This window comes from Streptomyces sp. NPDC102451, assembly GCF_044765485.1.
Taxonomy (GTDB): Bacteria; Actinomycetota; Actinomycetes; order Streptomycetales; family Streptomycetaceae; genus Streptomyces.
In genome coordinates, this window is record NZ_JBIWKD010000006.1 from 418,185 (window position 1) to 430,338 (window position 12,154).

At 70.2% G+C, this 12,154-nt stretch carries 10 protein-coding genes; 5 read left to right on the forward strand and 5 right to left on the reverse strand.

All coding sequences use genetic code 11. The features are described 5' to 3' along the window. Positions 1-636: a TetR/AcrR family transcriptional regulator gene (locus ACIRD8_RS17440; protein WP_403991662.1), complete on the reverse strand. Its 636-nt coding sequence runs from the start codon at positions 634-636 to the stop codon at positions 1-3. A 318-nt stretch (positions 637-954) separates the two neighbouring features. On the opposite strand from ACIRD8_RS17440, the gene ACIRD8_RS17445 reads away from it, so the two are divergent. From ACIRD8_RS17445 to ACIRD8_RS17460, 4 genes are all read left to right on the forward strand, one after another. Further along, entirely contained in the window at positions 955-1,932 is a 978-nt protein-coding gene (locus tag ACIRD8_RS17445) for a tetratricopeptide repeat protein (RefSeq protein ID WP_403991665.1), read from the forward strand. A 599-nt stretch (positions 1,933-2,531) separates the two neighbouring features. Further along, a complete protein-coding gene (locus ACIRD8_RS17450; protein WP_382984673.1) occupies positions 2,532-3,173 on the forward strand; it encodes a DUF6230 family protein in 642 nt (213 codons plus the stop codon). Between the two features lie 92 nt (positions 3,174-3,265). Further along, entirely contained in the window at positions 3,266-3,835 is a 570-nt protein-coding gene (locus ACIRD8_RS17455) for a DUF6114 domain-containing protein (RefSeq protein ID WP_403991668.1), read from the forward strand. Next, complete coding sequence (locus ACIRD8_RS17460; protein WP_403991672.1) at positions 3,825-5,117, forward strand: hypothetical protein; 1,293 nt, start codon at positions 3,825-3,827, stop codon at positions 5,115-5,117. The genes ACIRD8_RS17455 and ACIRD8_RS17460 overlap by 11 nt, the downstream gene beginning before the upstream one ends. Before the next feature lie 90 nt (positions 5,118-5,207). On the opposite strand, the gene pyk is transcribed toward ACIRD8_RS17460, so the two are convergent. The 3 genes from pyk to pta all read right to left on the reverse strand — a co-directional run bounded on the left by pyk (position 5,208) and on the right by pta (position 10,029). Continuing rightward, positions 5,208-6,635 (reverse strand): pyruvate kinase, encoded by a 1,428-nt coding sequence (gene pyk / locus ACIRD8_RS17465; RefSeq protein ID WP_403991675.1) that lies wholly within the window; start codon positions 6,633-6,635, stop codon positions 5,208-5,210. A 74-nt stretch (positions 6,636-6,709) separates the two neighbouring features. Further along, positions 6,710-7,960 (reverse strand): acetate kinase, encoded by a 1,251-nt coding sequence (locus ACIRD8_RS17470; RefSeq protein WP_403991678.1) that lies wholly within the window; start codon positions 7,958-7,960, stop codon positions 6,710-6,712. Beyond that, positions 7,957-10,029: a phosphate acetyltransferase gene (pta, locus tag ACIRD8_RS17475; RefSeq protein ID WP_403991681.1), complete on the reverse strand. Its 2,073-nt coding sequence runs from the start codon at positions 10,027-10,029 to the stop codon at positions 7,957-7,959. Before pta ends, ACIRD8_RS17470 begins: the two co-directional genes overlap by 4 nt. Before the next feature lie 242 nt (positions 10,030-10,271). Here pta and ACIRD8_RS17480 point away from each other — a divergent pair, with 242 nt between their 5' ends. Further along, the gene (locus ACIRD8_RS17480) at positions 10,272-11,297 is read left to right on the forward strand and encodes an ATP-dependent 6-phosphofructokinase (RefSeq protein WP_403991684.1); all 1,026 of its coding nucleotides are present in this window, start codon (positions 10,272-10,274) and stop codon (positions 11,295-11,297) included. A 93-nt stretch (positions 11,298-11,390) separates the two neighbouring features. Here ACIRD8_RS17480 and ACIRD8_RS17485 read toward each other — a convergent pair whose 3' ends face one another. Then, positions 11,391-12,014 carry a helix-turn-helix domain-containing protein gene (locus ACIRD8_RS17485; RefSeq protein WP_403991864.1) on the reverse strand — a complete coding sequence of 208 codons (624 nt, stop codon included), beginning with the start codon at positions 12,012-12,014 and terminating at the stop codon, positions 11,391-11,393. Positions 12,015-12,154: the final 140 nt, after the last annotated feature.

Genomic DNA, 12,154 nt, shown 5'->3' on the forward strand with positions numbered 1-12,154 from the left:
TCAGTCCGCCTGCGAGGCCGCGGCCCCCAGGCCGGAGAGCAGCAGCAGGGTGAAGCGCTGGGCCCAGTCGGCATCGACGGGCTCGGCGCTCACCAGCGCGCGGTGCACCACGGCACCGGCGATCACGTCGAAGATCAGGTCGGCGGTGCGGGACGCCACCACCGCGTCCGGCTCGGTGGGCAGCTCGCCGCGCTCCTGCGCGCGCTCCCGCCCCTGGAGGACGAGCCGCTTCTGCCGGTTCACGATCGAATCGCGTATACGGTCCCGGAGCGCCTCGTCCCGCGTCGACTCGGCGACCACCGCCATCAGCGCGGTCTTGGTCTCCGGCCGCTCCAGCAGTGCCGCGAACTGGAGGACCACGGCCTCCACATCGGCCGCGAGGCTGCCGAGGTCGGGCAGCTCCAGCTCGTCGAAGAGCACGGCGACCGCGTCCACCACCAGCTCGTTCTTGCCGGCCCAGCGGCGGTAGAGAGTCGTCTTGGCGACCCCCGCCCGCGTCGCCACGTCGCCCATCGTCAGCTTCGACCAGCCGAGGTCGACCAGCGACGCACGGGTCGCCTCCAGGATCGCTGCATCGGCTTCGGCACTGCGGGGTCGTCCGGACCGGGCGGGTCCGGTGGGGCGGCGGCTCAGCATGCGGCGACCATACCGGCCGGTAAGTACTGCTGACCGGTCCGGGGATCCGTGAGACAGATCACCGCCCGCTCTTGCCCCGGAGGGGGTCCCGCCAGTTACGCTACGGGTCGTAGCGTAAGGAGCGACGGTCCGGCCGTCGTGGCGCCACGACTGATCGACAGCCACAGGCGGCGGGTGGGGACCCGGCGCCGAACACGGGGTTTTTCAGGGCCCCGGGACCGTTTCCGTCCGCGAGCCACGCACACCGGTGTGGCTGTGGGCGGGACCGGTTCGCGGATCGCTTTCCGGAACAGTGCGCCCAGGGGGGAGGATGTACGTATGCAGCCTAGGAACATGTCCATGAGCGGCGTCGTCGACCTTGCCGCTGTGAAGGCGGCCGGCGACGCCAAGGCGAAGGCGGAGCAGGCCCGCGCGGAGTCCGCCCGGCAGGGGGGCGGCGGTGCCGTCGCACCCGCCTCCCTGGTGATCGACGTCGACGAGGCGGGCTTCGAGACCGACGTCCTCCAGCGCTCCACCGAAGTGCCCGTCGTCATCGACTTCTGGGCCGAGTGGTGCGAGCCGTGCAAGCAGCTCGGCCCGCTCCTGGAGCGTCTCGCCGTCGAGTACAACGGCCGCTTCGTGCTGGCCAAGGTCGATGTCGACGCCAACCAGATGCTGATGCAGCAGTTCGGGATCCAGGGCATCCCGGCGGTCTTCGCCGTGGTGGCCGGGCAGGCCCTCCCGCTCTTCCAGGGCGCGGCCCCCGAGAGCCAGATCCGCCAGACGCTGGACCAGCTGATCCAGGTCGGCGAGGAGCGGTTCGGTCTCACCGGGATCGCCGTCGACCCCGACGCGGGAGCCGGGGACGAGGAGAACGCCCCCGCCGAGGTGCCCGCCGGGCCGTACGACGCACAGCTGGAAGCCGCCGCGCAGGCGCTCGACGCCAACGACTTCGCCGGCGCGATCGAGGCGTACCGGAGCGTCCTGGCCGACGACCCGGCCAACACCGAGGCGAAGCTGGGCCTCGCCCAGGCCGAACTGCTGGGCCGCGTCGTGGACCTCGACCCGCAGCGGGTCCGCAAGGAAGCCGCGGAGAACCCGGCCGAGCCGGGGGCGCAGATGGCCGCCGCGGACCTGGACCTCGTGGGCGGCCATGTCGAGGACGCCTTCGGACGGCTCGTCGAGACGGTCCGCCGCAGTTTCGGCGACGACCGCGACGCCGTACGGCTGCGGCTCCTGGAGCTCTTCGAGGTGATCGGCCCCGACGATCCCCGGGTCACCGCCGCCCGGACCGCCCTGGCGCGCGTCTTGTTCTGATGTGACAACACGGCCGTGGAGCCCTCGGGGCGCCACGGCCGTTTTCGCGGGTGAACGACAATCAACACGTGCGCTTTACCAAAACTTGATAAAAGAACGCGCTGTTACTCGTAGTAAATCGCCTCCGGCGGTCTGTCCGGTTTCGGGCTGTAATCCCGCCGTTCGCGCGTCCCTTTGGTGCCACCCTGTGTGGCCGGGCGGTACCCCCCTGTCGCATCCTGGTTATCTGGTCGTTACTAGCCAGTAACGACCCCCCTTGTGTCACAGCCGCGAATGCACCACGATCGGCCACGCTCGGTCCAATACCCGCCAGCCCGACGGCCAGTCGGCGCAGGTGGGCCTGTTGGGTCCCCACCGGGTGGTCGGCGGCAGTGGCGCCGATCGCGGACAGGGGGGTTCCTGCCCCTGGGCGGGGCCTGTCCGAACCGGTCGCGCAGACGCGCGGCCAGTGGTTGTCGCTCGGGGGTGATCGCCGGTGATTCGGATGCGGTACGCGCCTCCGGTCCGGGCGCTCTCCTTCCCGAGGACGTAGCACTTCTCCCATCCCAGGGCGGGCACCTGCCCGTACCGGAGATGTACGTCCGAGAAGGAGGAAATTTATGAGTTCGCAGGTTCGCGGTGGTACCAGATGGAAGCGTTTTGCTCTGGTCATGGTGCCGAGCGTCGTCGCGACCGCCGCAGTCGGCGTCGGCCTGGCGCAGGGCGCGCTCGCCGCGTCGTTCAGCGTCTCCGGCCAGAGCTTCAAGGTCAGCACCGACAAGCTCGTCGGTAAGGACTTCGTCCAGTACGGCAGCGTCGCTGTCGGCAAGGACCTCAACGGCAAGGACGCGGCGCACCCGGTCGCCGTCTCCGGCTTCAGCAGCGCCACGATCACCAACATGTGCCAGTCGGTGGTCACGCCTGACCTTCCCTTCGGTCTCGGCAGCGTCAGCCTGCAGCTGAAGGCGGGTACGGACCCGAAGAAGCCCGTCGAGGCGACGAACCTCTACCTCGACGTCGCACAGCTCGACGCGGACGCGTACTTCGAGAACATCGACATCGGCGTCGCCGCCGGTTCGGTGGGCAAGCCCGGTATCCAGTCCGGCACCGAGAAGGCCGTCAACCCGAACGGCTTCGCGCAGCGTGCCGAGACGGCCACGCTGTCCAACGTGGAGCAGACGGCGTGGGCAACCACCGCCGGCACCTTCAAGCTCAGCAACCTGAGCCTGAAGCTGCACAAGGGCGTCAAGGAGTGCTTCTAGCACTCGCCCGGGCGGCCGGAGTTCCGTGAGGGCCTCCGGCTGCCCACCCCTTCTCTTCTCACAGCAGTACCGGTTCCAGGGAGCTGTTTTCCATGAGCCCCGAGTCCACAGGGCAGAACGAGCACTACCTCACCGTCTACCGGCGGGGATTCCGCACCTGGCGGGGTAACCGGCCGTTCTGGGCGGGCCTGTTCACCATTCTGGGTGGTCTACCCATCGCGTACTTCCCGTACGCCAACATGCACCTCGGCAACATGACGATCGCGATGTCCACCACCGCGGGGGCGGGTTCGCTGATCATCGGGGTCCTGCTCATCACGCTGGGCCTCACGATGTGGTTCCACCACATCGTGCGGGTGTTCGCCGGTGTGGCCGCGATCCTGCTCGCGCTGATCTCCATCCCCGTCGCCAACATAGGCGGCTTCATCGTCGGCTTCCTGTTCGCCCTCCTCGGCGGAGCCCTCTCGATCGCCTGGGTGCCCGGCGAGGCCAAGGACGCCCCGGCGTCCGGCGTCGCGGAGGCGCAGCAGACGTCCAGGGACGACACCTCCGAGGTGCCGGAGCAGCGTCAGGAGTCCCACGACACCGCAGAGGCCCCGCGGAGGCCGACGCTGTTCAAGGCGGCGGCGGAGGCTGACGGTGGGAGGCATCGTGCGGGGTGATGACACGCAGTTGAACGACATCGGTCCGGAGGACTTCCCGGAGCGAAGCGGGCCCCGCCACGCGGCGCCCAGGAAGTCGCTCCTGACGAAGCTGCACATACCCGCGGGCAAGAAGGCCTTCGCGCTCGCCGCGATGCCGACGGCCGTCTTCGTGGGCATGGGTCTCACCCCCAAGCTGGCCATGGCCGACGACAACTCGGACATCCCATTCGCGCCCGGGCCCTGTGTGACCCGCTCCGACGAGCCGTCCGAGTCGCAGGAACCCGAGACGGAGCCGACCCCGAGCGCCACGCCGTCCGACGACGCCGGCAAGGACGACGCCGGCAAGGACGACGCCGGCAAGGACGACGCCGGCAAGGAGGAGAGCGGCAAGGACGACGGGACCGCGGCTCCGAAGCCCTCCGCGAGCGCCTCCGAGGAGGACAAGTCCACGGAGACCGCCGGGGACAAGGCCGCCACGTCGGCCAGCCCCACGCCCACCGAGTCGAAGAACCCCCTCGACCCGCTGGGTGTCGGTGACGCGCTCAAGGACCTCTTCGAGGGCCCGGACAAGGAGACGGCCGAGCCGTCCCCCAGCGCCACCACCGAGGCCCCGAAGCCGTCGGCGAGTGCCACCACGAAGCCCGCCGAGAAGGCCACGGACGCGGCGAAGGACACGGTCGACAAGACCACCGACGCCATCCGTGACGCGGCGGAGAAGGCCGGCAAGGGCGTCGAGGAGCTCGACGACGACGTCAAGGGCCTCGACCCGGTCAAGGACGAGGACATCCCGGACGGCGCCAAGGAGCGCTTCCCCTGCCCGACCGCCGACCCCGAGGCGCTCGCCGCGGCCGACCTGGAGCAGGGCCTCCCGCTGCTTCCGGACGACCCGTGGACGCTGGAGACCTCGAAGCTCACGCTCACCGGGCTCGACTACGCGGGCATCGTCGAGGTGAAGACGTACAACGGCAGCATCAAGAAGGTGCTGAAGTTCACCGCCGACACCATCGACATCAAGGACCTGCACCAGCTGACGAAGGGTCCGGCCGGCACCACCGGTCACGTCAAGGCGGAGGAGGGCTCCACCTCCACCATCCGCAACGGCCAGGTGACGATGTACACGGAGGAGCTGAAGGGCAACCTCTTCGGCCTCATCCCCGTCACCTTCAGCCCGGAGACCCCGCCGCCGCTGAACGTGCCGTTCGCCTTCTTCACCAACGCCACGGTGAAGCAGGCAGGGCAGTTCGGCGGATCGCTCAAGGTCCCCGGTCTGCAGAACTACTTCACCGGCGGCAACAGCTGACCGAAGACCCGTCCGGGAGCCGCACAACGGCTGTGGCCCGCACCCCCGTCGTCCGGGGGTGCGGGCCACAGCCGTGTCGGTCGTACGGCGTCAGTCGCGCTCGCCGCTCAGGTGGTGCACCCGGACCATGTTGGTGGTGCCGGGGACGCCGGGAGGCGAACCGGCCGTGATGACCATCGTGTCGCCGTCGCTGTAGCGGTTCAGCTTCAGCAGCTCGGCGTCGACCAGGTCGACCATGGCGTCCGTGTTGTCCACGTGCGGCACGACGTAGGACTCGACGCCCCAGCTCAGCGCGAGCTGGTTGCGGGTGGCCTCCTCCGTGGTGAAGGCCAGGATCGGCTGGGCCGTGCGGTAGCGGGAGAGGCGGCGGGCGGTGTCGCCGGACTTGGTGAAGGCGACCAGGGCCTTGCCGTCCAGGAAGTCCGCGATCTCGCAGGCCGCGCGGGCCACCGAACCGCCCTGCGTCCGGGGCTTCTTGCCCGGCACCAGCGGCTGGAGGCCCTTGGACAGGAGCTCCTCCTCGGCGGCGACGACGATCTTCGCCATCGTCTTGACCGTCTCGATCGGGTACGCGCCGACGGAGGACTCCGCCGACAGCATGACCGCGTCTGCGCCGTCCAGGATCGCGTTGGCGACGTCGGACGCCTCGGCGCGGGTCGGCCGCGAGTTGGTGATCATCGACTCCATCATCTGGGTCGCCACGATCACCGGCTTGGCGTTGCGGCGGCACAGCTCGATGAGGCGCTTCTGCACCATCGGGACCTTCTCGAGCGGATACTCGACGGCGAGGTCACCGCGGGCGACCATCACACCGTCGAAGGCGGCGACGACGCCCTCCATGTGCTCGACGGCCTGCGGCTTCTCGACCTTGGCGATGACGGGGACCCGGCGGCCCTCCTCGTCCATCACCTTGTGCACGTCCTTGACGTCCTCGGCGTCCCGCACGAAGGACAGGGCGACCAGGTCGCAGCCCATCCGCAGGGCGAACCGCAGGTCCTCGACGTCCTTCTCGGACAGCGCGGGGACGTTGACGGCCGCACCGGGGAGGTTGATCCCCTTGTGGTCCGAGATGACACCGCCCTCGATGACGATGGTGGTGACCCGGGGGCCGTCGACCGAGACGACCTTGAGCTCGACGTTGCCGTCGTTGATCAGGATCGGGTCGCCCTTGGTGACGTCACCGGGCAGGCCCTTGTAGGTGGTGCCGCAGATGGACTTGTCGCCCGCGACGTCCTCGGAGGTGATGACGAACTCGTCCCCGCGGACCAGCTCGACAGGACCCTCGGCGAACTTCCCGAGACGGATCTTGGGGCCCTGGAGGTCGGCGAGGACTCCGACGGCACGGCCGGTCTCGGTGGCGGCCTTGCGGACGCGGTCGTAACGGCCTTGGTGCTCCTCGTGGGAACCGTGACTGAAGTTGAAACGGGCCACGCTCATGCCGGCCTCGATCAGAGCGACGAGCTGCTCATGGGAGTCGACGGCGGGACCGAGGGTGCAGACGATTTTGGAACGGCGCATGAGGCGGATCCTATCGGTTTGTTTCACTGCGGAATATTCCGTCTGGTGGAAGATACAAAGGGGCGCGGGCCCGCTCAGTTGTGGACCAGGTCGAAGGTCTGGCCGGCGATCTCCAGCTCTTCGTCCGTAGGCACGACGGCGACCGCCACCCGCGCGTCGTCGGGCGAGATCAGCCGCGGTTCGCCGGACCGTACGGCGTTGCGGCCGGCGTCCACGGCCAGGCCGAAACCCTCCAGCCCCGCGAGCGCAGCCTCCCGCACCGGGGCCGAGTTCTCCCCGACCCCCGCCGTGAACACCACGGCGTCCACCCGGCCGAGGACCGCCGAATAGGCGCCGATGTACTTCTTCAGCCGGTGGATGTAGATGTCGAACGCGAGCGCGGCACGCTCGTCGCCCTCGTCCACCCGGCGCCGGATCTCCCGCATGTCGTTGTCGCCGCAGAGGCCGACCAGGCCGCTCCTCTTGTTCAGCAGGACGTCGATCTCGTCCGCCGACATCCCCGCCACCCGCTTCAGGTGGAAGGTGACGGCCGGGTCGATGTCCCCGGACCGCGTACCCATGACGAGCCCCTCCAAGGGGGTCAGCCCCATCGACGTCTCCACGCACCGGCCGCCCGCCACCGCGGAGGCCGACGCCCCGTTCCCCAGGTGCAGCACGATCACGTTCACGTCGGCCACCGGCCGGCCCAGCAGCTCAGCCGTCCTGCGCGACACGTACGCGTGCGAGGTGCCGTGGAAGCCGTAGCGGCGGATGCGGTGCGCGTCGGCGGTCTCCACGTCGATCGCGTACCGCGCCGCGGCCTCCGGCATCGTCGTGTGGAACGCCGTGTCGAAGACCGCGACCTGCGGCAGGTCCGGGCGCAGCACCTGCGCCGTACGGATCCCGGTGATGTTCGCCGGGTTGTGCAGCGGGGCCACCGGGACGAGCCGCTCGATCTCCGTCAGCACCTCGTCGGTGATCACGGTGGGCTCGCTGAACCTCAGCCCGCCGTGCACCACGCGGTGCCCGATCGCCGCCAGTTCGGGAGAGTCGAGACCGAGGCCGTCGGCCGCCAGCTCCTCGGCCGCGGCCTTCAGCGCCTGCTCGTGGTCGGCGATCCGGCCGGTCCGCTCGCGGGGCTCCCCGCCCTTCAGCGGGGTGTGCACCAGCCGGGAGGTGGACTCGCCGATCCGCTCGACGAGGCCGGTGGCCAGCCGTGAGCGGTCGCGCATGTCCAGCAGCTGGTACTTCACCGACGAGGAGCCGGAATTCAGCACGAGTACACGGTGGGCGTCGTTCATGGAGCGGGAACCTCCGCTGCTCGGGTCGGTGGTCATCGCGGTCATTCCTCGCCCTGCGCCTGGATCGCGGTGATGGCCACCGTGTTGACGATGTCCTGGACCAGCGCGCCGCGGGACAGGTCGTTGACCGGCTTGCGCAGCCCCTGGAGGACCGGGCCGACCGCGACCGCGTTCGCCGAACGCTGGACCGCCTTGTAGGTGTTGTTGCCGGTGTTGAGGTCCGGGAAGATCAGCACGGTCGCCCGGCCCGCCACCTCCGACGCCGGCAGCTTGGTCGCGGCGACGGACGGCTCGACCGCCGCGTCGTACTGGATCGGGCCCTCGATCCTCAGGTCCGGCCGTGAGGCGCGTACCCGCTCCGTCGCCTCCCGCACCTTGTCGACGTCGGCGCCGGAGCCCGAGGTGCCCGTCGAGTACGAGAGCATCGCGATCCGGGGGTCCACACCGAAGCGGGACGCGGTGACCGCCGACTGCACCGCGATGTCCGCGAGCTGCGCCGCGTCCGGGTCCGGGTTGACCGCGCAGTCGCCGTAGACCAGGACCTTGTCGGCGAGGCACATGAAGAACACCGACGAGACGATCGAGGCGTCCGGCTTCGTCTTGATGATCTCGAACGCCGGGCGGATCGTGGCCGCCGTGGAGTGCACCGAGCCGGAGACCATGCCGTCGGCCAGGCCCTCCTGGACCATCAGGGTGCCGAAGTAGTTGACGTCCGAGACGACGTCGTACGCCAGCTCCACCGTCACCCCGCGGTGCGCGCGCAGTACGGCGTACCGCTCGGCGAAGCTCTGGCGCAGCTCGGAGGTCTGTGGGTCGACGAGCTGGGTCCCGGCGAGGTCGATGCCCAGGTCGGCGGCCTTCTTGCGGATGACGTCGGTGTCCCCGAGGAGGGTCAGATCGCAGACGTCGCGGCGCAGCAGTACGTCGGCGGCGCGCAGGACGCGCTCCTCGGTGCCCTCGGGCAGGACGACCCGGCGGCGGTTCGAGCGGGCCTGCTCCAGCAGCTCGTGCTCGAACATCATCGGGGTGACCCGGCCGCTGCGGGCCACCGAGATCCGCTCCAGCAGGGCGCCGGTGTCCACATGGCGTTCGAAGAGGCCGAGGGCGGTCTCCGCCTTGCGGGGCGTCGCCGCGTTCAACTTGCCTTCCAGCGCGAAGAGTTCACCGGCCGTGGGGAAGGATCCGCCGGCCACCGCGACGACCGGGGTGCCCGGTGCGAGGCGGGCGGCCAGCCGGAGTATCTCCTCGCCCGGGCGCTCGTTCAGGGTCAGCAGGACGCCCGCGATGGGCGGGGTGCCGGCGCTGTGCGCGGCGAGCGAGCCGATGACCAGGTCCGCCCGGTCGCCGGGGGTGACGACCATGCAGCCCGGGGTCAGGGCCTTCAGGAGGTTCGGCAGCATGGCCCCGCCGAACACGAAGTCCAGCGCGTCCCTGGCCAGGCCCGAGTCGTCGCCGAGCAGAACCGTTCCGCCCAGTGCGGTGGTGATCTGGGCGACGGTAGGCGCGGAGAGCGCGGGATCGTCCGGCAGCACGGAACAGGGGACCGGGAGCTGCGCCCTGAGGCGTTCGGCGATCTCCTGGCGGTCCTCGGACGCCACCCGGTTCACGATCATCGCCAGGACGTCGCAGCCGAGACCGGCGTACGCCCGGTAGGCGTTGCGCGTCTCCGCCCGTACGGACCCGGCGTCCTGGTCCTTGCCGCCGACCACCGCGATCACCGAGGCGCCGAACTCGTTGGCCAGCCTCGCGTTCAGGGCCAGCTCGTCGGGGAGCTGGGTGGCGGCGAAGTCGCTGCCGAGGACCAGCACCACCTCGTAGTCGCGGGCCACCCGGTGGAAGCGCTCGACGAGCAGCGAGACCAGTTCGTCCGTACCCTTCTCGGCCTGGACCGCGGAGGCCTCCTGGTAGTCCAGGCCGAAGACCGTCTCCGCGCTCTGCGAGAGCCGGTAGCGGGCCCGCAGCAGCTCGAACAGCCGGTCGGGGCCGTCGTGGACGAGTGGCCGGAAGACACCCACCCGGTCGACCTGACGCGTCAGTAGCTCCATGACTCCCAGATCGACGACCTGACGGCCGTCTCCCCGGTCGATCCCGGTCACGTACACACTGCGCGCCACGCGTGGTCTCCCGTCCTGTTTGGCTGGCATTGTCCCCTTGACGATACCCACCGGGGCAGGTAAGCCGCCCGCCGGGCACCGCGCCTCGGGCGGGCCGTTCCCGGGCCGCGTACAGGGCTCGCGGCACAGCAGGAAGCGCGAGGGCCCGGCTCGGCGTGGGACAATCGTCATGGCTCACGGTACGGGGGTTTCACGACGGGTCCCCGGAATGCATGGCACTAGCGAGCAGGAGACAGAGCAGGATGCGCATCGGAATTCTCACCGCAGGCGGCGACTGCCCAGGCCTGAACGCTGTGATCCGGTCGGTCGTGCACCGCGCCGTGGTGGGGCACGGCGATGAGGTCATCGGCTTCGAGGACGGCTTCAAGGGGCTGCTCGACGGCCACTTCCGGCCCCTCGACCTGAACGCGGTCAGCGGCATCCTGGCGCGCGGCGGCACGATCCTCGGCTCGGCACGCCTGGAGCGCGACCGGCTGCGCGAAGCCGCCGAGAACTGCGCGGAACTGTCCCTCCGTTACGGCATCGACGCGCTGATCCCGATCGGCGGAGAGGGCACGCTCACCGCGGCCCGCATGCTCTCCGACGCCGGGATGCCCGTCGTCGGCGTCCCGAAGACCATCGACAACGACATCTCCGCCACCGACCGGACCTTCGGCTTCGACACCGCGGTGGGCGTCGCGACCGAGGCCATAGACCGGCTCAAGACCACCGCCGAGTCGCACCAGCGGGTCATGGTCGTCGAGGTCATGGGCCGCCACGCGGGCTGGATCGCGCTGGAGTCCGGCATGGCCGGCGGCGCCCACGGCATCTGCCTGCCGGAGCGGCCCTTCGAGGTCGACGACCTGGTCAAGATGGTCGAGGAACGCTTCGCGCGCGGTAAGAAGTTCGCCGTCATCTGCGTCGCCGAGGGAGCGCACCCGGCCGAGGGCTCCATGCCGTACGCCAAGGGTGAGATCGACCAGTTCGGCCACGAGCGCTTCAAGGGCATCGGCAACCGCCTCGCCGCCGAGCTGGAGCTGCGCCTCGGCAAAGAGGCCCGGCCGGTCATTCTCGGCCATGTCCAGCGCGGCGGCACGCCTACCGCGTACGACCGGGTGCTCGCGACCCGCTTCGGGTGGAACGCCGTGGAGGCCGTGCACCGCGGTGACTTCGGCCGGATGACGGCGCTGCGCGGGACCGAGATCGTGATGGCACCGCTGGCGGACGCGGTGACCCGGCTGAAGACGGTTCCCAGCGACCGGATGTACGAGGCCGAGTCGGTCTTCTGAGCCGACCAGCCCCGGCCGGCCCTTCACGCGGCCGGGGCCGTCCGCCGTGTGCGCCGGCCCAGCTGCCGGCCGTTCGCCGCGTACGCGCGTCGCTCAGATGCCGGCCGTACGCCAGAACTCCTCGACCACCCGGTCCAGGAACTCCCGCCCCTCGTCGCCCGCCGTCCCGGCCCGGTCCCGGCCCGTGGTGTTCCAGCTCAGCGTGGACACCATCAGGGCCTGGTAGTCGGCGTGCAACTGCTCCAGCACGTCCTGGACCAGGATCCGGTCCAGCGGTACGAGCTTGTCCACCGGGCGTACGTACGCCTGCCAGCGGGTCGTCACCGCCCTGGTCAGCAGATCCGCCAGCTCCTCGTTCCGGCCGGTCGCCGTCAGGAACTGCGCCGCGGACATGTCCAGCGCGTCGCAGAGTGCCGCGGCCTGGCGCTCGTTGCCGCGCCAGCGGCCCGTCTCCTCGATGCGCTGGTACGCGGAGGCCGTCATCCCGAGCGTCCGTGCCAGGTCGTCCACCGCGATATCCCGGGCCAGCCGGTGTTCGCGCAAGGTGCTGGCGGCGGCGAGGAGTTCGCCCGGTGCGCACCACAGCACACCGGCCAGCGCCATCAGTTCGCGTTCGCCCGGCAGGGCCGTCCCACGCTCCCAGGCCATCACCGTCTCGGCGGTGATCCGAAGTCCGTACTGGGCGCCGAGCCCGTACGCAACATGTCCGGGAGCCATTCCCAGCGCCTCGCGCAAGCGGCGCGCGGCGGGGGCGTTGAAGGGCGGGGATGGGTGCACGGCCCCACCGTAGAAGGCGGGGAACGGCCTGGCTACAGGCTGTTCCTATCAGTTCACCCTTCGTATGATCCTCCTAGGGT

Excerpts from the sequence above, each read along its gene's own strand:
- ACIRD8_RS17440 (WP_403991662.1), bottom strand. The coding sequence starts at position 636 with ATGCTGAGCCGCCGCCCCACCGGACCCGCCCGGTCCGGACGACCCCGC.
- ACIRD8_RS17445 (WP_403991665.1), top strand. The coding sequence starts at position 955 with ATGCAGCCTAGGAACATGTCCATGAGCGGCGTCGTCGACCTTGCCGCT.
- ACIRD8_RS17450 (WP_382984673.1), top strand. The coding sequence starts at position 2,532 with ATGAGTTCGCAGGTTCGCGGTGGTACCAGATGGAAGCGTTTTGCTCTG.
- ACIRD8_RS17455 (WP_403991668.1), top strand. The coding sequence starts at position 3,266 with ATGAGCCCCGAGTCCACAGGGCAGAACGAGCACTACCTCACCGTCTAC.
- pyk (WP_403991675.1), bottom strand. The coding sequence starts at position 6,635 with ATGCGCCGTTCCAAAATCGTCTGCACCCTCGGTCCCGCCGTCGACTCC.
- ACIRD8_RS17470 (WP_403991678.1), bottom strand. The coding sequence starts at position 7,960 with ATGACCGCGATGACCACCGACCCGAGCAGCGGAGGTTCCCGCTCCATG.
- ACIRD8_RS17480 (WP_403991684.1), top strand. The coding sequence starts at position 10,272 with ATGCGCATCGGAATTCTCACCGCAGGCGGCGACTGCCCAGGCCTGAAC.
- ACIRD8_RS17485 (WP_403991864.1), bottom strand. The coding sequence starts at position 12,014 with ATGGCTCCCGGACATGTTGCGTACGGGCTCGGCGCCCAGTACGGACTT.